Annotated in this window: 16 protein-coding genes and 1 riboswitch; of the genes, 6 read left to right on the top strand and 10 right to left on the bottom strand. The window is 33.5% G+C overall.

What is annotated here, in order from left to right; all coding sequences use genetic code 4:
• Positions 1–314 precede the first annotated feature (314 nt).
• The 6 genes from mraZ (at position 315) to ABDB96_RS03270 (ending at position 5,365) form a co-directional block, all read left to right on the top strand.
• The gene (mraZ, locus tag ABDB96_RS03295; RefSeq protein ID WP_343251359.1) at positions 315–746 is read left to right on the top strand and encodes a division/cell wall cluster transcriptional repressor MraZ; all 432 of its coding nucleotides are present in this window, start codon (positions 315–317) and stop codon (positions 744–746) included.
• Entirely contained in the window at positions 739–1,698 is a 960-nt protein-coding gene (gene rsmH / locus ABDB96_RS03290) for a 16S rRNA (cytosine(1402)-N(4))-methyltransferase RsmH (RefSeq protein ID WP_343251358.1), read from the top strand. Before mraZ ends, rsmH begins: the two co-directional genes overlap by 8 nt.
• Positions 1,685–2,959 (top strand): hypothetical protein, encoded by a 1,275-nt coding sequence (locus ABDB96_RS03285; protein WP_343251357.1) that lies wholly within the window; start codon positions 1,685–1,687, stop codon positions 2,957–2,959. The genes rsmH and ABDB96_RS03285 overlap by 14 nt, the downstream gene beginning before the upstream one ends.
• A 26-nt stretch (positions 2,960–2,985) precedes the next feature.
• Positions 2,986–4,710 (top strand): cell division protein FtsZ, encoded by a 1,725-nt coding sequence (locus ABDB96_RS03280; protein WP_343251356.1) that lies wholly within the window; start codon positions 2,986–2,988, stop codon positions 4,708–4,710.
• A 13-nt stretch (positions 4,711–4,723) separates the two neighbouring features.
• Positions 4,724–5,005, top strand: coding sequence for a TM2 domain-containing protein (locus ABDB96_RS03275; protein WP_343251355.1), 282 nt, complete (start codon positions 4,724–4,726; stop codon positions 5,003–5,005).
• 90 nt (positions 5,006–5,095) lie between these two features.
• Positions 5,096–5,365 (top strand): TM2 domain-containing protein, encoded by a 270-nt coding sequence (locus ABDB96_RS03270; protein ID WP_343251354.1) that lies wholly within the window; start codon positions 5,096–5,098, stop codon positions 5,363–5,365.
• A gap of 410 nt (positions 5,366–5,775) precedes the next feature.
• On the opposite strand, the gene ABDB96_RS03265 is transcribed toward ABDB96_RS03270, so the two are convergent.
• From ABDB96_RS03265 to rpoC, 10 genes are all read right to left on the bottom strand, one after another.
• Positions 5,776–6,741: an amino acid permease gene (locus ABDB96_RS03265; RefSeq protein WP_343251353.1), complete on the bottom strand. Its 966-nt coding sequence runs from the start codon at positions 6,739–6,741 to the stop codon at positions 5,776–5,778.
• Positions 6,708–7,181 carry an APC family permease gene (locus ABDB96_RS03260; RefSeq protein WP_343251352.1) on the bottom strand — a complete coding sequence of 158 codons (474 nt, stop codon included), beginning with the start codon at positions 7,179–7,181 and terminating at the stop codon, positions 6,708–6,710. Before ABDB96_RS03260 ends, ABDB96_RS03265 begins: the two co-directional genes overlap by 34 nt.
• Before the next feature lie 420 nt (positions 7,182–7,601).
• On the bottom strand, positions 7,602–8,069 hold the full coding sequence (gene ribH, locus ABDB96_RS03255; protein ID WP_343251351.1) for a 6,7-dimethyl-8-ribityllumazine synthase: 468 nt from the start codon (positions 8,067–8,069) through the stop codon (positions 7,602–7,604).
• A 338-nt stretch (positions 8,070–8,407) separates the two neighbouring features.
• Positions 8,408–9,046 carry a 3,4-dihydroxy-2-butanone-4-phosphate synthase gene (ribB, locus tag ABDB96_RS03250; RefSeq protein ID WP_425528232.1) on the bottom strand — a complete coding sequence of 213 codons (639 nt, stop codon included), beginning with the start codon at positions 9,044–9,046 and terminating at the stop codon, positions 8,408–8,410.
• Entirely contained in the window at positions 9,046–9,699 is a 654-nt protein-coding gene (locus ABDB96_RS03245; protein WP_343251350.1) for a riboflavin synthase, read from the bottom strand. The genes ribB and ABDB96_RS03245 overlap by 1 nt, the downstream gene beginning before the upstream one ends.
• Positions 9,700–9,702: 3 nt before the next feature.
• Entirely contained in the window at positions 9,703–10,794 is a 1,092-nt protein-coding gene (gene ribD / locus ABDB96_RS03240) for a bifunctional diaminohydroxyphosphoribosylaminopyrimidine deaminase/5-amino-6-(5-phosphoribosylamino)uracil reductase RibD (protein ID WP_425528231.1), read from the bottom strand.
• A 112-nt stretch (positions 10,795–10,906) separates the two neighbouring features.
• Positions 10,907–11,021: riboswitch (FMN riboswitch) on the bottom strand.
• A gap of 78 nt (positions 11,022–11,099) precedes the next feature.
• On the bottom strand, positions 11,100–12,458 hold the full coding sequence (locus ABDB96_RS03235) for a DEAD/DEAH box helicase (RefSeq protein ID WP_343251349.1): 1,359 nt from the start codon (positions 12,456–12,458) through the stop codon (positions 11,100–11,102).
• 90 nt (positions 12,459–12,548) lie between these two features.
• Positions 12,549–13,907, bottom strand: coding sequence for a phosphopyruvate hydratase (gene eno / locus ABDB96_RS03230; protein WP_343251348.1), 1,359 nt, complete (start codon positions 13,905–13,907; stop codon positions 12,549–12,551).
• Between the two features lie 594 nt (positions 13,908–14,501).
• Positions 14,502–16,019 carry a hypothetical protein gene (locus ABDB96_RS03225; protein ID WP_343251347.1) on the bottom strand — a complete coding sequence of 506 codons (1,518 nt, stop codon included), beginning with the start codon at positions 16,017–16,019 and terminating at the stop codon, positions 14,502–14,504.
• A 464-nt stretch (positions 16,020–16,483) separates the two neighbouring features.
• Positions 16,484–20,347, bottom strand: coding sequence for a DNA-directed RNA polymerase subunit beta' (rpoC, locus tag ABDB96_RS03220; protein ID WP_343251346.1), 3,864 nt, complete (start codon positions 20,345–20,347; stop codon positions 16,484–16,486).
• Positions 20,348–20,352: the final 5 nt, after the last annotated feature.

Genomic DNA, 20,352 nt, shown 5'->3' with positions numbered 1-20,352 from the left:
ATAAAAAAAAGAGTTTCACATTAGTTTGGCGAAACTCTTTTTTTTGTATTTTTTTTAAGATTTTGAACGATTTTTACCAAACAAAATATCATTTTCCGTGCAAACCTATGTTGCTTAATGCGTTTTAATTACACCTATTTTAATGAGGAAAACACACCAAATCAAATCATTAATTTTCCACGAAAAAACCCAAGATTGGGGAAAACTTTTAAAAAGTAACAAATTTTTCCAGGTTTTTATTTTTTTCATATTTTTTACTGTAACATATTGTCATGTGTTACAAAGTGTTTCAAAGTGGGAGAAAGTGTTAGATAATGTTTTTAGGAACTTACGAACTTAGTTTAGATCCAAAAAACCGCATAACTTTACCTAGCCGCTTACGCAGTAAAATTTCTGCATCAGTAATTCTAAGTAAAGGTTTTGAAGGTTGTTTAGAATTACGTGTTCCTGAAGAATTTGATCAATACGCTAAATCCCTAACCACACTATCTAACACACGTAAAGACGCCCGCTTGATTGTTCGTCAAATTTTTGCTAACTCCATTGATATTGATATTGATAGTGCTAACCGAATCTTAATTCCTGCTAATTTATTAAAAGAAGCGAACTTAAAAAAGGAAGTCATAATGATTGGGGTTGCCAATAAATTGGAGATTTGGGATAAAGCTAGCTATGAGAAATACAAAGCTGGTAGTGATGACGAATTTGAAAGTGTGGCCGAACGTTTGCAAACCGATCATGAATAACATTCATCAACCGGTTTTACTGAATGAAGTCTTATCTTTTGTTGAATATCGTTCCAATTTAACCACCTATTGCGATTTTACCATTGGCTATGGTGGTCACGCAACAGCGATCTGAAAAAAAATTAACCAAACAAAAAGCCAACTGATTGGTTTTGATCACGATCTTGATGCCTACAATTATTGTAACGAACATTTAGGGATTACCAAACTGCAACTAGTTCACGACAATTTTGTTAACTTTGAAAAATATTTTCGTCAATGACAACTGTTTCAAATTGATTTTGCTCTCTTAGACTTAGGCGTATCTAGTAAACAATTAGATGATCCGAATCGGGGTTTTAGTTACCAGCATAACGGTCCGTTTGACATGCGGATGAACCAAAAGCAATACCTACCAGCCAGCCAGTACGTTTTAAAAACCCCGCTTAATCAGTTAATTCAAATTTTTAAACATTACGGCGAAATTAAAAATCCGGTTCATGTTGCTTCGCAAATGAAAAAATACGTTAAGGAACACGGAGACAAAACAACAACGTTAGCCATTAGTGAACTAATTAAAGCCAATGTTCCCGTTCGCCAATTATATGCAAAAAAGCATACCAGTCGCCTGTATTTTCAAGCTTTACGAATTGCTGTTAACGATGAATTGAATACGCTAAGCAAGTTTTTAAAAATGATTCCCAACTATTTAGCGAATAATAGCATCCTATGCATTATTACCTTTCATTCATTAGAAGAAAAAATTGTTAAAAACGCCTTTCACAAATTAATTAACCCCGTGAATTTAACTGGTGTACCGATCAATCCGTTGCATTTTAGTCAATACGAACTGTTAACTCACAAACCCATTACTGCTAGTAAATCTGAATTATTAACAAACCACCGTTCGCGATCGGCAAAACTATTTGTACTTCATAAAAAAGGAACAATTGCTAATTATGTACAATCTTAAAAGAGTTTATGTAGCTGCAACATTTAACCCTGATCATTTTCATATTGTCTTAAGTGAAAATAAAAATAATAGTTTTCACTTGATTTGGAGCCAATCATATCCAAATGAAGGGTTGTACGATCGCAAAAAAGTTATCAATTCCATAAAACTGAAAGATAAACTTAAGGAAGTTTTAGGCAAAGCTAGTGCTTATGTTGGTAGTAAAATCTTAAAAGTTTTGGTTTCTTTTGAAAACATCCTTGATGATTTGTCAATTAGGAAAATCACTACAAACACGATGACTTTTGTTAATAAATGGCATTTAATTTATAAACAAGTAAACGCGTATACCAAGCAATTTTGCAAAGTAGATCCTTATTTGAAACAAACGAATGTTTTTTCTTGAAAAGTATTAAATTTTATTGACACCAAAAATGAACAAGAAGTTGATAGTTTGGAAGTGGGTCATAACTATCAGGCAAATGTGCAAATTTATTCATCAAAAAATCCGTTAGTTGACCAAATTAATGCCATCTTTTACAACACTGGCTACCAGGTTCTGAATAACTCTTGTCCCGAATTAGATTTACACAGCATGTTAAAACAACCTAAGGCTGATAAAATTGTGGTTAATATTCAAAGCGAACAAACGGTATTTGCAACTTATTCTAACGGGGCTTTAATTCATTTATCAAAAACTAAATTTGGTGAAAATGATGTGTTTGCTTTCGTTCATGAAAAGTCATCAGCTACGAACATTAGTTTGCCGCAAATTAAAAATTTGGTTTACAACCATTTAAACCAATTAAATCAAAAACCAATTAATTTAGTTTGCAAAACTAACGATCAATTTTTAAATATGGGTTTTTTAAGTAACCAGCAATTACTTTCATTAATCGTGCAATCACTGTCACAAATTGCTGATGCTTTAAATAGTGAATGTCAAAAAATTACCAAAAAATTTCATTGTCAAATTGAACAAATTGTGGTGTATTCAAATTGCGAAATAATTGCTTTAGCAGCTGAAGAATTAGCAAAAATTATGGATGAAAAACTCAAAATTTCAGCATATAAAAACACAATGCGTTTTTTACGGCCGATCCACTTTTTAACAGGTTTAGCTATTATGCGGCAAGTCCAAGAAGATAACTTACTAGGTCGGGAAGAAAGCTGTCTAGAAGTCTTTTATTCGGAAAGTTTTGACAAGAAATTTGATCGCAATTTAACGTTTCTAAGTTTATCCAAAGATGTTAGTCAAATTGTGCAAAAAATCATTAAATAAGTGCCTAAGAAAGGAAGTAAATCATTATGAAAAAAACCAACCGAATGAATGACGCCTTGTTTCATTTTGATGAGATCAATAAAACCCAACTTAACGAAACTAACTTGTTAAAAAAACAAGAACCAAGTCACGATCCTTTTTTAGAATTGCCGATGCTTGAAGCCAACAATTTAAATAACATGCATTCAAATACATCACAGACAACAGCGTCCACGGAATTAGATCAAGATCTAGCTTATGCTAAATCATTAATTGATGATGATGCTAGCGAAAAGAAATTGACAACTCAAGAAATGTTCGAGCAAGAAATTCAGGATTTTGATAATGCCAAAATTGATCATGATCTCATGTATCCAACAAAAAAAAATCACGAAGATGATTCCCATTTAATCGATGAAAATGCCATTTTTAATGATGCAGCAAAAACCTTTGTGCCTAAAATCGCTGTGATTGGTATTGGCGGAGCAGGCAATAACATCGTCGAGGATTTGGTTAGCCATAAAACGAATTTAAAAATTAATTGTGCAGTGCAGTTTTACCAACTTAATACTGATTTCCAACACTTACAATCATTACGTTATGGAAAAAACCGTCTTTTAATTGAGTCAAATTTAACCAAAGGAATGGGGACGGGTGGCGATCCTGAAATTGGCCGAAAAGTAACTGAAGAAAATGCTGCAAAAATTGAAGAGATTTTACGGGGAGTTGATCTTTGCATGGTCGTGGCTGGTATGGGGAAAGGCACAGGAACTGGTGGGGCTCCAGTGATTGCAAAAATTGCTAAAAAAATGAATATTTTAACCTTAGGCTTTGTAACTTTGCCAATGCATCATGAAGGAAAAACAACAACTGATAAAGCACTGGCTGGACTAGCAGAATTAAACAAAACGGTTGATGCAATTTCCACATTGAGTAATGACCAAATTATGACTAGTCAACACATGGCACTAACAACTAACCCGTTTGAAAGGTTTAAAAATTCCAACCAACAAATTGGGTTATCGATCAAAATCATTACCGACATCATTTTAGTTCCAACTTTCGTCAATATTGATTTAGCTGATGTTAAAAATTTCTTCGCTAGAAAAAACGAAATTAAATCCTTTTTATCAATGCACGTTGCTTTTAAAAAAGATGAATTTAATAAAATGAACGAAAAACTCGTCCGCCAATTGAAATACTCTTTATTTGATCAGGATTTAAAAAATGCTTCGAATGTGATGATTTTATTTAAGTTTGGCCCAAATACCCCGCACAACATGGTTGATAAAGGAATGAACGAAATTAGACAAATTGCCAAAAATGAAAATCTCCAAATTCTGTTTGGAATTCAGGAAATTAACGATTTGGAAGAAGAAGTTGGTTTTGATTTAATTGCCCTTCAAGAAAGTGCCATTTCTATTGGTACACCCAAAGCCCTTAGTAACCGGTTGAAATACTCCATTAATAATAATTACAATAGCATTGTAGCGATCGAGCAACCAAACTTGTTACCAAGTCATAGTTCTGGTCAAAGAACCCGTTACTGGCAAAAGCAAAACAAATCCAATACGGAAACAACCTTAGTTAGTTACAGCATTATCGAAGGATCAATTAACGAATTAATGAAAACAAAAAAAACAATTATTGACACTGATTCGATGTCAAAAATTGTGAATCAATCAGTAAAAACTTTCTTTCACAATACCCAAAAACAGAATGTGCAAAATGTTGCTAGTACTTTCCGTGATTCCAAATTATTTGAAAATTAATATCGACTAAAATATGAATAATAATCCAACAATTAAGCAAGATGTTGATGAAGCAAGTGATTCACTCAATAATAAATCACCATACAACTGAATTATTACATTATTGTTATGTGTCTTTTTAGGTTTAATCGGAGCCCATCGTTTCTACGTCAAGAAAACTGAGACTGGCGTATTAATGTTAATAACATTAGGGTTATTGGGAATTTGGGTTTTAATTGATTTAATTTTGATTTTAATTGGCAAGTTTAAAGATGAAAATGATTTACGAATTCCAAGTTATGTTGATAAAACTTAAATGGTTTAATTATATTTGGTAAAAAATATTTCAGATTTTTGTTGCAATATATATATATATTATAATATTTTATCTGAAAGGAAAATCAAAATGAATCATACAAATGCAAATGCTAGCAACTATGTAAATGAACCATCGCACGTGAACAAAAAATCGCCATATAACTGACTTGCAACTTTTTTGTTATGTTTTTTTCTAGGTGGTCTTGGTGCTCACCGTTTTTATGTAGGTAAAGTTGGAACAGGATTATTGATGCTATTTACTTTTGGTGGTTTTGGAATTTGGGTTTTCATTGATTTCATTATCATTGTTATTGGTAATTTCCGTGATAAATCGGGTTTATATGTCAAAAATCATTAATTATATTGTTAATAATTAAGCCATTACTTACTACGTCAACCGTAGTAAGTTTTTTTGTTTAAAAAATTAAAATATTAATCAATTAAACTTGTTCTTCTTTTTTTAAGTTGCAACAATGAAACAAAACTTAAAAATTAATAATTAAATTTTTAAGTTTTGTTCAAGGACCATGATTATTATTATTTTTTAATTTTAGATATTTTCATAATTTTTAGTAATTCTAATACTAAAAAAATTTTCGTATATGAAATTATCAGAACCCTAAGGCGAAATCAAGAAGGCAAATCCATTAACATCATCGAATTTAACAAACTACGATATACAAAAAAACTATATTAATTTTTTTAATCAAATAAAGATGGTGTTGATAAACAAGAAAATGAATTAAATATTTATTTAAATTACGTAAGTTAAAATTGCAATTCTTTGGTTTTTATCGTATCAGGATGATAGACCTTTTTTGCTTTGCGTTTGTCGTTTAAATAACGTCCTAAATATAAAATATATCCTAATCCGATAAATGCCGGATAAGAAATAATAATCACTGTGTTTTCAGCCTTTCAAGGATTATTAGTAACTGGTGGAAAAATGAAAATCAATAGCGAAACAATCATGATTGCAATTGCCAAAATATAGACAATTTTTTCAAATATAGGGATTGATTTAACAATCTTTCTTTTTTCTAAAATCAAAGCTGTAATCATCGTGATGATGTATTGGGCAAAAAAGGAAATGATTCCAATTTGAATCACTTGATTAAAAAAGTTTTCAAATTTTGCAAGTTGAGGAATTAGTCAGAAGATTAAAAGAGAAAATAAAGTCACTCCGGCATAAAACCCAATTGCTCATCCAAGTTCATCTTTTTTGTTTCTTCTTGTAAATAGTTTTGGTAAAAAACCATCATTAGCTAAAGGTAGAATTTGTCTGGCAATAATATAATTACCACTAAGGTGCGACGAAATGTTTTTAAAAATTAAGCCGGTTACAAAGATAATTACTCCTGTAGCCCCAGTTAGAATATTATAAATTTCACTAAAGTTTTTAATTTTAGGACCAATTTGTAAACCCATAATAATTATGTAAGTCACAAAATAGAAGGTTAAAATTGCTGCAAACGAATACATAAAAATCTTTTTAAAATTTTTCACATTAGCATCCGGGGAGACTACAGCAACTTCCTCAATACCGCCAAATGAATACATGAAATTAATCGTGGTTGTAAAAATGAGAAAAACACTTGCATTATTAGCATTATTAAAATTTAAAGGGTAAGCGGTTTTTCCTTGTTGAATTGATAAAATTAAGGCAATAATAATTCCAAGAAAAATTACTAACCACTTGATTAAACCGGTTGCAAAAATCAGTTTTTTATTCAACTTCAAGCCAAGAGTTGAAACCAATATGAGAATTCCAAAAAAACAATAGAACCGATTCTAATCCCTAAAAGTGCTCGATCATCAGTCACTAAAATGTTTAGTGCGTCTGCTAAAAACAAGGGGGAAACTGCACTCAAAATTGGCGAGCGTATGAACTGGTTTCAGCCTAAAAAAAATGAAGTGCTATTTGTTCCGAAAGCGACTTTTGCATAATTATAAGAACCACCAAAATTATGTGGAAACGAACTAGATAAACGAGAAAAGACCAAAACAACGGCAAAGGCAATAAAGGCAGTTAATCCTAATGTAATTAGTCCGAATGGACCCAATTGCACCACGCCAGATATTGTTGTAACAAAACCGAATCCAGCGACATAATTAACTAAAAATAACGAAAACTGTCAAGAACTTAACTTACTACTAAAATTAGTTTTATTCATAATCAAAATTAAATGCCTAAAATGTTCATTGTTTGTTTATTAAAATAGTGAATCGTTTTAGCAATTCAATTGAAAAAACATCATTGCCAAAACCATGACAAAAATAAGTTTTTTCAATAAATCAATTTCTTCATTTTCGATATTATCCTTGTAATTTCACAACTCAGCCAATAAAGGTTAATAAAAACCAAACTAAATATACTGAATTTATCGCTAAATTATAACATATTAAAATAAACTATAAACTTAATTAATCATATTTATTAATTAATTGTTTAGATTAAAAATTCAAACCTAAATCTAGGCTAAAAGTTTTGATTAATAGTTACTAAAATTTAACCTATTTTCTAGATAAATAATTTCATTTTATTTTTTAAAAAACTTTTCAAAATCATGATTATTGCTAAACAAAATATTTGTCTATTGATTAATTGCTTTGATTAAATTAATCATTTCAATTGTTTCTTGGGCTACATCATAACCCTTGTTACCAGCTTTAGTTCCAGCACGTTCAATTGCCTGTTCAATGTTTTCAGTAGTTAGTATACCAAACATTACTGGTAATGCATATTTCATTGAAACACTAGCGATCCCTTTGGCAACTTCGTTGCAAACATAATCATAATGACTGGTGTTACCCCTGATTACTGCACCTAAACAAATAATTGCATCATATTTATTAGTTTTTGCTAAGCAAGCAGCAATTAACGGAATTTCAAAAGCTCCCGGAGTTCACGCGATTGCAATTTGCTCATCACTAAACTCGTGACGCTTTAAATTATCTAGTGCTCCTTGTAGTAATTTGCTAGTAATGAATTCGTTAAACCGCGAAACAACAATAGCGATTTTCGCCTTTGTATTGCAGAAGTTTCCTGAATAAATTTTCACAATTTGACTCCTTTAATTTTTATTTTTTAAGTTATTAGGTTTTTTATTAAAAGATATTGTTCATGATTAACCTTGATTTTTTAAGGAAGATAACTTGTTATTATAAAGTTAATTATAAAAGCAGTTTCTAAATACCAAGATTAACAAAAAAATGCTGGGGAAATAAAATCAATCCATACCATCGTTAAATTCCAAACTCATTAGTAATTTTTCTTAATTATCAACTTGCTACTTTAGTAATTTTTCACACAAATTCGTATAAACACTACAGCATCTTAATAAAAACATGTTATATATTTTCGAATAAAAAAATCCTTATCCAAAAATACCTTACTTCGTTAAAATTTTTTTAGTTCTTCTTTAGCCTTGCGGTAATCTTGGATTTGACTAATTGTTAAGTAGGGAATTTGGTATTTATCAGCAAAAACCTTCAATTCATTTCGGCGCATCATTTCGCCATTATCAGTCATAATTTCACAACATAAACCACATGGTTTTAGACCAGCTAATTTCATCAAATCAACAGTGGCTTCCGTGTGTCCGTTGCGCACTAAAACCCCACCATCTTTGGCAATTAAAGGAAACATGTGGCCCGGGCGCCGGAAATCTTGGGGTGAAACATGATCAGCTACACACATTCTAGCTGTTAAACCGCGTTCAGATGCCGATATTCCGGTTGTTGTATTAATGTGGTCGATAGAAACTGTAAAAGCGGTTTGGTAATTATCAATATTATCTTGAACCATTAATGGTAGACAAAGCCGTTTAGCAAGCAATTGATCCATTGGCAAACAAATTAAACCCCTTGCGTACTTAGCCATAAAGTTCACATTTTCAGTTGTTGCAAACTGGGCAGCACAAATTAAATCACCTTCGTTTTCACGATCAACATCATCAGCAACTAAAACAATTTTTTGTTCCTTTAAGGCTTTTAGAGCCATTTTAACATGATTGGTTATTTTGGCATTGATACTCATTAAAATCCGTGCTTCTTTAGAAAATCTTGATTAATTAGGTTTTGTTTTTTAGGTTCATTAGATTGGTTATTAAACCACCATTTTTCCACATATTTAGCAATTAAATCATTTTCCAAATTGACTAAATCATTAACTTTTTTATAAGCCATTGTGGTCACTTGCATTGTGTGGGGAATTAATGAGACATCAAATGATGATTCGTTAACGCTAACCACTGTTAAACTAATCCCATCAATAGCAATTGAGCCTTTTTCAACAATGTATTTTAACAAAACTGGTGCGGTTTGAATTGTGTATCTAGTCGCGTTTAAATCCTTTTTAATTTGAATAATGGTTCCCGTTCCGTCAACATGACCAGATACCAAATGCCCACCCAACCGACCATTTAATTGCATGGCTCGTTCTAAATTAACGTGACTATTAACTTTTAATTGCAAATATGCCGTTCGTTGAATGGTTTCATTCATCACATCCACGCAAAACCCTTTTTGGTCAAAACTAATTACTGTTAAACAAACACCGTTAACAGCGATACTATCGCCAATTTTTAAGTTTTCTAAAACTAAATTAGCACTAACGGTTAATCGGCTTTGTTTGGTGGTTTTGTTTATGTTACTAACCGTGCCAACTTCTTCAATAATTCCCGTAAACATAAGTTAGTAGGCGATCTCGCTTTCAATGATCAAATCATTACCAGCCAAAAAATACTTTTGGTTTTTTAATTTAATTGCTTGGTTTATTTCATCAACCCCTAGACCCATGACTGGTGTTTTTGCAAATGAACCACCAAAAATTTTCGGGCTAACATCAACGTGGATCAAATCAACAATCTGACTAACTAATGCACTTCAATTTAAGGTCGCACCACCTTCTAGCAAAACGCTATCAATTTGCTTTTTAGCTAATTGCATCATCAAATCGTTTAGATCTAAATGATTATCCTTTTTTTTAGTGATTAAGGTTTGGCATCCGGCTTGTAAGTATGGTTTGTGCTTAGTTAAATCTTGTTCAGAAGTGGCAATGATGGTCGGAATCATTTTGGCAGTTTTCACAACATAGGCATTAGTTGGTGTAATTAACTTCGTGTCGCAGATAATCCGATTCGGATTTTTTTTATTTGGTAAACGGCAGGTTAATTTCGGATCATCGGCAATAACCGTGTTCACCCCAACCATAACTGCTTGGCAGTAGTGGCGCATTTGGTGAACTAATTGCAACGCATTAGTTCCCGAAATGTATTTTGATTGACCCGTTTTGGTAGCAATCTTACCGTCAGTAGTCATGGCGTATTTCATCACCACATAAGGTGTTTTTGTTAAGATGTATTTTTTAAAAACGCGAATTAACCGTTCGCACGCTTCGTTTTTTATGCCAATAGTCACAGCAATTCCGTGACTTTTTAGTGCTTTAATACTTTTTTTACTAACAACGGGATTAGGATCTAAAGCCCCAATAACAACCCTTTTAAACTTCGCTTTCAAAATCAAGTCCAAACACGGTGGGGTTTTCCCATAATGACAACACGGTTCTAAAGTGACATAAAGCGTACTACCGATTGGATCAGTACGACAATTCATAATGGCGTTTAATTCAGCGTGATTATCGCCGTATTTTTGGTGGTAACCCTGACCGATAATTTGGTCATTTTTAACAATAACAGCACCAACCATGGGATTTGGATTAACCCACCCATTACCTAATTTCGCAAGTTGAATAGCTTGCTGCATGTACCAATAATCGCTTTTCAAAAAAAACTCCTAAAAAAGATGTTTTTTTCAGGACATAAAACTAGGTGCTTTTGATTTTTTAAATCTTTAAAAAAACCTTAGAGGTTTTAAAATTAATAAAAAATCGAAACACTTTAATCTTCTTTCATCCAGACTGTACTGTCGGTTTTGGAATTACACCAAATCATGCAATCTTGCTCGTGGACTATACCACCGGTAGGGACTTTAACCCTGCCCTGAAGATTAAATTATTAGTATCATTATAATTAATCGCTTTTGAAAAGCAACTTTTTGATTAAAAAACTAGTACTTAATCAAAAATAAAACTATTTTTGGCGTGATGTGAACCGGGATTTTTGTTTATATTTTTTAAGCAAATTGGCCTTAACCCGTTTTTCAATCGCTTGGTGTTTTGCTTTTTGTTTAATTTTTTTAATTTTTAATTGAAGTTTTTTCTGGTGGTTGGGTTGAACTTTTTTGCTTTGAGTCGCTTTGATGTGGATAATCTGCTTTTTGATTATTGGATCAGTTATGATTTTTTTTCGGGTTTTAAAAACGATTTTATACTTGCTAAATGATAAATCCGGGTTAATTTTTAATGGTAACCAAATGATTCCCTTTTTTTCTAACCGGCGTAATTGAAAATCATCTTTATGATCATACAAAACGTAAGATTCACCTTCATAATGACCACGACCAGTCCGTCCGGAGCGATGGATGTACCAAATGTCATCTTGGGGTAAGTTTCACGAAATAACGTGGGATACGGCATTAATATCTAATCCTCTGGCCCCTAAATCAGTGGCAATTAAATATTTTTTTGAACCATTTTTTAACGCTTTGAAAGTTTGTTTTCTAGCAGTGGTTGTTAACTTGCCATGTAAAACTAACGGATCAATTCCTTGGGTGTGAAACCAGTCAATAATTGGTTTAATATGACGGTAGTCATTTACAAAAATTAAGCATAAATACGGGTTAATTTTTTCAACGATGGCAGCTAAACTTTCAAATTTATCCATTCGTTTATTGGTAACTAAATAATGCTTAATTTTGTCATGAATTCAAATTGAATTTGAAACATCAACAACTTTGGCGTTTTTAATGAGTTTTTGCACTTGATCAACAATGGCTTGGTGTAACGTGGCACTAAAAGCCGCTTGTACCAGATTAGTTTTTAATAAACGGTGTTGTAACTTGGTTAATAATGGTCAAAACCCAGTATCGATTAACATGTCAGTTTCATCATAAATTAAGTATTTAAGATGTTCAAAATTCCAGTTAACACCTGACTTAAAAGTGTCTTGTAAACGTTGGGGCGTTGCGATCACAATTTGTCCCTGATGATAATTAATTTGTTTTAGTTGCTTATTATAATCGTTACCGCCAACTAGCAATCGGCAAACCAAACGTTTTTCCAATTTAGCAAAAATATTGACCACATTTTTAATTTGATTAGCTAACTCTCGCGTTGGACTAATGATGATCGCTTGGGGGGTTTTTATTGTCAAGTCAAGATGTTGCAAGATTGGCAATAAATAAGCAAGGGTTTTGCCTGTTCCTGTTTGTGATACACCAATCACGTTTTGTTGTTTTAAAAGGATCGGAATAATTTGTTCTTGAATGGCTGTTAGTTGTTTAATCTTGAAGTATTCAAGGCCTAAATTAATGTATTGCTTTCATTCCATCTTCCTGATCCGATCGTATCGTAGGATAAAAAAACCGATAGTTTTCTTATGAAACTAACTATCAGTTATTTTTATGATGATTAAAACTGGTTATTTTTTAATAGCCGGTTTAATGTTTTGAAATGTCTTTCAACCCAAATACTTCGTTTTTTTATCTAATTCAATTTCGATTTTAATTAAACGGTTGTATTTAGCAATTCGTTCCGAACGCGACATTGACCCAGTTTTAATTTGTCCAGTTGATAACCCTACTGACAAATCAGCAATCGTTGTATCTTCGGTTTCGCCTGAACGATGACTAACAATGGCAGCTCACCCCTTCTTATGAGTCATAGCAATCGTTTTTAGAGTTTCACTTAATGTACCAATTTGGTTTAATTTAATTAAAACCGCGTTAGTAGTGTTTGCTTTAATTCCCTTTTCAACAATTTTCGGATTAGTGCAATAAGTGTCATCACCAACAATTTGAACTTGTTTGCCAATTTCTTTTGTTAATAACGCCATGCCATCCCAGTCCGTTTCAGCTAAGCCATCTTCAATGGAAACAATTGGGTATTTTTTAATTAATTTTTTTAAATAATCAACCATTTGTCGGGTTGTAAAGGTGGCTTGTTTGGCTTTTAAAATTCCCGCATTAACCGCTTTTTTAAAAACATAAACTTTTTTCTTAGCATCATAAAATTCACTTGCAGCACAATCCAAAGCAAAAGCCACATCAACTCCTGGTTTGTAGCCGGCTTTTTCAACAGCTGCCACCATTAAATCTAATGCATCTTCAGCATGGTTTAAGTTCGGAGCAAAGCCGCCTTCATCACCTTTATTAGTGTTTAATTTTTTGCCTTTTAAAATTGCTTGTAAACTATGAAAGCATTCACTAGCAATGCGTAAACCATCAAACATTTTTTTGGCATTAAGCGGCATAAACATGAATTCTTGAAAATCGATAGTATTATCCGCGTGAGCTCCACCATTAATCACGTTTAGCATTGGTACTGGTAAAGTGTATTGGTTGGTTTTAGCACCAACTAATTTAGCAAAATAAGCATAAAGCGGTAGTTGCAAAGCATTTGCTGCGGCTTTAGCAACAGCGATTGAAACCGCTAAAGTTGCGTTAGCACCTAATTTATTCTTATTTTCAGTTCCATCAATTTTTAGCATTAATTGATCAATTTCTTCTTGGTTGCAAGCATCTTTACCAATTAATTTTGGTGCGATTAATTTATTAACATTATTAACTGCTTTAGAAACGCCTTTACCATGAAACCTTTTTGAATCTTGATCACGCAATTCAAGGGCTTCTTTTTCACCAGTAGATGCTCCTGATGGCACCATTGCTAAACCAGTTACCCCGCCACCTAATTCAACTTCACAAGCCACGGTTGGAAAACCGCGTGAATCAAATACTTCATAAGCAAAAACTTTAACAATTTCTAACGATTTATTCTTCATATTTTTTCCTACTAATTATGATTTAATCTTTTAATATGAACACGTTAATAATCTTAACATGAACCAAGGCAATATTTAAATTTAATTTTAAATATTGCAAACTTCAGAATTGAATTTTTATTAGCCAAAGATTAATTATAAAAGGTAGCAAACTCACGAGTCATCTAAATAACACTAGATATTGACACAGAATCCTTTTTTTTCATAAGAATTAGGATGATAATTTTTGATGTTATCAAGTTGTGGTAATTTTTATTTTTAGCTAAATTCATCAAGATTAATAGTTTGATGCGTTAGCAATCTTTGTTATTTGTGTTTTTTTTAAACCAATCAACAATAAGATCCATGCTTCTAGTAATGAACCAGTTATTAACCCAAAAAAAATTTTTTAGTTTTTATAACCTAATTTTTGCCAATATGAAAATATACCAAGCGGTTATTTTTCATACTTCGCTTTATTTAACATTTATCAAAAATCTTAGTTTTTTGATTTAAAAAAAACAATTAAACAATGTCTTGAACATTTTTAATTGTTTTCGATTTAATCGATTAGATTTTTAAAAAAGAAATAGATTTTAAACTGAACGATGACTACTATTCATTATAAATATTATTCGCGTCATAGCTGCCACGAATTGGGGTCACACTGTGTAATTCAAACAGATGTTTTAGTTCTTTTTGTAAACCACTAACCCCATTAATTAAACAATTTTCACCCCGACAATTTGGAGTCATTCCGTTAAAAAGACTAAAACTATCTCATTGTCTACCACCAATAATTAAATGTGTACCTTGATCATTATAAGGTTGTTGTTTTTCTTTAGTATTGATGCCATTTAACTCAGGGTTAAACGAAACAAGCCGAACGTTGCTTGGAAAAGGGTTGGTTTTAGCATCAAACTGACTTGTTATCAAGTCTACAAATTTGGCTACAACCGGACTTAGTTCAATCTCGTTTCCAGAAAGGAATTGATATCGTGATGAACGTTGTGCTGCATATTTAGAAACTCTTTGTAAGAACCATTTGGCTTTTTGTAAAGTATCAATGTTTGGATAGGTGATATCAAGACGTTTTCAATTCGTTCCTTCAATATCAACAAATTTTAAAGTTGGTTGGCTTTTTTCAATATCAACATTAGGTTTAAATTTGGTGTTGAAATTAGTGATGTTAACATTTAAGCCGCCATAATTATTATCATGTTCACCTTTGTAGTTGAAAATTTGGTTGTTTTGATCTCTTAAGACAAACTTGAAATATAATGATTTGGACTGGTAATTAGTGTTCACAGTATTAATCGAAATTTTGTATCCACGGGATTTTAATGTTTCACTTAATTCCGGAATTTTACTTGAATCATCTAGTTTTGCGTTGATTTTCTCAAGAATGGTGGTATCTTGAAGGTTTGCTTTTAATGAATGGAGAGCAAAATCAGCATCTCATAAGGAAGCATTTGCACTAACTGGTTCTAAGTTTTCATTAGTTCTAGTCATCCATTCATCGTATTGCTTGCTTACTTGGGTTTTAATGTCATAAAAGCCTGATAAAGTAATAATTTTTTCAACTAAATTAACTGATGGGTTTTGATCAGATGAAACTGTCAAACGGAGTTGTAAAGTGCCCTTGGCATCATCAGCATCATCTGCGTCACTAGTGATTTTTAAGTTATAGCCAATTGCTTCTAGATTTTTCGGAAACTCTGGAATCTTTTCGCCAGTATTTAACCAACTATTAATTGTTTCTAACACCAAATCGTTTTTATCAATTTCGGTTGGAAATCTTGCTGAATGTGCCTTAAGAACCGGATATGTTTTAGTTTGATCCAGAGCTAAAGATCACCGGTTAATTAGTTCGCGTTTTTCAGCGTTAGTTAATTCTGATCCTTTTTTATTTTCAAGATTTTGGTTTGTTCGATTATTTTGGCGATTGTTTTGGTTAAAACTATGTTCTTTGATATTTAGGTTCTGATGAACACTAACTCCAATCGGAATCACAACAGCACCAACAATTCCGACTGATCCGACAACTAGCGAACTTAGCATCCATGTTTTCTTATTAAACTTACGATAAAATTTATTAACAGAAGAAGGTTGTAAATTTTTAGATGAAGGCATATGTGTTATCTTAATCTCCTTAAGATCAATTGGCTAACTACTAACTATATGTTAGTAAAAGCCATTTCTTCTAACGCTATAAATTATAAATCAAAATAGTATTAATACAATTAATATGGTTGTTTAGATCAAAGACTCTTACTTTTGAAAAAACAAAAAATTTATTCAATTTATCATGAAAATCAGTACAAAAATAAAATCATAACGATTGATTTTTTGAACTAATATGGTTACTTGGTACATCATTTCGCTTGAAACATCATTACTTCATAGATGATTCATGTCGTTGTTAAAATATAAAAAAGAAAAATTCGTGATCTAACATTTTAGAACATGCAATACCTTTTGTTTATGGCAAACTTTTTGATTCTTTCATTAAACAATAAAATTAACAAATAAATTAAAGCTAAAATTTGAAAAATTCGTGTGAATTACAAAAAAAATAACCTTTGAAAGGTCATTTTCTAATATTCGTTTTTAGCAGCTTCTTCACCCAATTTGATAATTTCCTCGCTTTGCAAATAGCCAGTACCTGCAGGGATTAAATTACCTAAAATGACGTTTTCTTTTAAACCAATTAAGTTATCAACTTGGGCGCGCACAGCGGCATCAGTCAAGATTTTTTTGGTATCTTGGAACGATGCTGCTGACAAAAATGATCCGGATTTGCTTGGGGCTTCATCCAAACCAAAAACCTGGTTAATGGCGATCGCTGGTTGCTTATTGGCCGTTAGTAATTGCATATTCACGTTGCGGAAGGTGTTGACATCAACCACTTGACCGACAAAGTAATCGGTTTCACCAGGATCAGTGACTTGAACCTTATTAGTTAACTGGCGAATAATAATTTCGATGTATTTATCAGCAATTTCAATTCCCTGAATCCGGTAAACCTTTTGGACTTCACGAATCATGTATTGTCTAACGGCGTCAATTCCAGCCACCCGTAATAACGCCTTAATGTCCACCGAACCTTCGGTGATTTTATCACCAGCATTAACTTCATCACCAACACTAACGCGTAAAATCACATCATAAACTAACGCATACTCCCGGGTGTCATATTTGTTTTTAATAACTACTACGCGGCCCTTGTCCACAATTTCAATTTTTTCGACTGTTCCCGAAATTTCAGCGATAACCGCTTTTTCCCAAACTTTAGGGCTAACCACATCGAAAATCTGCTTTAACCGCTCAAAGCCTTGGGCTAAGTTAGTTTCTGTTGATACCCCCCCAGTATGAAATGTCCGCATCGTTAACTGCGTCCCGGGCTCACCAATCGATTGGGCGGCAATCACGCCAACAGCGGTCCCTAATTCAACAAGTTCTTTAGTGGTTAAATCATTACCAAAACAGCGTACGCATAAGCCTTTGGTTGATTCACAATACATGGGTGAACGCATTTTTACTTGTCGCACCCCAGCACTTAAAACTTCATCAGCTAATTCATTAGTTACTAACTGGTCAGCAGCCACAAGGACTTTTTTGGTTTTGGGGTGAATGATGGCTTCAACAGTAATCCGGTTCACAATCCGATCGGCCAAGTTTTCAATTAAGCCGTTGTTATTGGTATCCCGAATTTCTTCGACCAAAATCCCTTGGGTCGTTTTGCAATCTTCATCACCAATAATCACTTCCTGACTTGCATCAACTAACTTCCGGGTCATATAACCAGATTTTCGCGTTTTCATCGCTGTATCGGTTAACCCCTTTCTAGCCCCATATGATGAATTGAAGTATTCGTTAATGCTTAAACCTTCAATAAACGAGTGCTTAATTGGTACTTCAATGGTATCTTTAACAATTTTACTTTGTTGCTTTTGGTCATAGTTATACGATTTACTCATCAAACCGCGCATTCCAAATAACTGCGTGAAGTTCGAAGTGTTCCCCCTGGCTCCAGAATCGGCCATTACCACAATCGAATTATCCCGAAATTTGTCTTCTTGAATCATTTTTTTAATGTCTTCAGCCACTTTATCTTTGACTTCGGTTCATAATTTTACCACCCGCACATAGCGTTCGTCATCAGTTAACAATCCCTTTTGATATTGTTGTTTTAACAACGCAACTTTGGCATCAACATCTTTAAAATAATCCCATTTTAAGTTATATGAGGGAATGTCAAACGCAGATACAGTGGTTGACGAAAGCATTGAGTATTTAAAGCCGATTTCTTTAATTTTATCTAGGATCACAGGGATATCAGCAATACTATACTTGTTTTGTAAAAGGTCAATGATTTTCGCAACGGCTTTTTTATCAAACGCCTTCATTAACTTGCGTTCTTTAATCACCTGCATGGGGTCTTGACCGTGCTTAACAATGTTCTGGCTACTAACCCCAGCTAATAAATGATCAGGATTATCTAAATAGACCATGTCTGTTGGCATGATTCCGTTTAACAAGATTTTACCAATGGTAGTGATTAAAATCCCGTGGTGACTAAATTTTTTATTCGGAAAGGCCGAAGTGGCAATCCCAACTAACGCGTGGACGTGGGCCCGGTTCACCTCGTAAGCATTTAGTGCTTCTTGCACACTTGCAAAAATCAAGCCCTCACCCCGTTGGTTTCGAACTTCAGTTGTTAAGTAATAGTTACCTAACACCATGTCTTGAGTTGGCGTCACGACAGGTTTGCCGTCTTTTGGACCTAAAATGTGCCATGAAGCAAGCATAATTGCTCGGGCTTCAGCAATTGCTTCTTTCCCAATCGGGACGTGAACCGCCATTTGGTCACCATCAAAGTCCGCATTGAATGCTGTGGTAACTAATGGGTGCAACCGAATGGCTTTGCCTTCAACGATGCGCGGCTCAAATGCCTGGATGCCCAAACGGTGTAACGTTGGGGCCCGGTTTAATAAAACCGGGCGTTCTTTAATTACCTGGTGCACAATATCCCAGATGTAATCGTTTTGGTCTTTAATCATTTGTTCAGCGACTTTAATGTTGCTAGCAATTGGTTTAATTTCCGTCCCGTTTTCGTCATAACGCTTAATTAATTCGCGAATGATAAACGGCCGGAATAATTTTAAAACCATAATTGACGGCAAACCGACTTCGTACATTTTCAATTCGGGACCAATCACAATTACCGATCGTCCCGAGTAGTCAACCCGTTTTCCTAACAAGTTTTGTCGGAATAGACCTTGCTTTCCTTTTAAGCGATCCGTTAAGGATTTTAACGGGCGTTTGTCTTTAGAAACAATTGGTTTTTTGCGCGATGAATTGTCAAATAACGCGTCAACAACTTCTTGTAGCATCCGTTTTTCGTTATTTAAAATGATCGATGGAGCTTTTAATTGAATTACTTTTTTTAACCGTTCGTTCCGAATGATAATCCGGCGGTAAAAGTTGTTAATATCACTTGTGGTAAACCTTGCTCCATCCAGTTGGATAATCGGCCGGGTATCAGGTGGGGTTACTGGAATCACCTTTAAAATCATGTTCTTAGGACTATTACCAGATTCGTTAAATCACTTGATGGTTTCCAACCGGCGTAGGGCCTTTTTAATTTTTTGCTGGTCGGTAAAATCGGGTGATTTTAAATCAGCGTTAATTTTTTTATACTCGGCATTTAAATCAATTTTTTCTAAAAGTTCTAAAATGGCTTCCGCCCCAATGCCCAGACGAATCCCGGCATGTTTAGCAATAAAATTGTTTACTTCTTCAATCGAGAATGGTAAGGAAGATTCGCGCAAGCGGTCATAGTAGTTTTTCGCACGGCGGTATTCTAGGGAATCGCGATCAAATTTTTCGTAAATTGTCCGTAAAATCTTCCGGTATTTAATGCGGGTGCGGTTGGAACCCTTGCCGGTTAAATCAATGACTTCTTTATACTTAAAAAACTTTTCTTTTAAATTACCTTCGTCCAAAACGATGTAGTTAACAAAGTAAATTACTTGTTCAACTTCTTTATAAGATATGTCTAAGACTAAAGAAATTTTCGAAGGACACGGTAGTTCTTTAACCATTCAAATGTGGGCCACTGGCGTTGCTAATTCAATGTGGCCCATCCGTTCGCGACGCACAATTGATTCGGTAATTTCAACATGGCACTTTTCGCACACCTTACCGCGGTGCTTAATTTTTTTATATTTTCCGCAAGCACATTCATAGTCTTTTACCGGACCAAAAATGGCTTCGTCAAACAAGCCTTCTGGTTCGGGTTTTAATGACTTGTAATTAATGGTTTCCGCCTTGGTAACTTCGCCACGTGACCACTCGCGCATCAATTCGGGTGAAGCAATGCTAATTTGTAGACCGCGAATCTGCTTAATTTTACTGTTTGCTTTATTATTTTGTTTTTTATTATTTAAATTTTCCATGAATT

This window comes from Mycoplasma amphoriforme A39, assembly GCA_000723365.1.
Classification (GTDB): Bacteria; Bacillota_I; Bacilli_A; order Mycoplasmatales; family Mycoplasmoidaceae; genus Mycoplasmoides; species Mycoplasmoides amphoriforme.
Note: the sequence above shows the minus strand (reverse complement) of the source record. Positions and strands in the feature narration are given on the sequence as shown.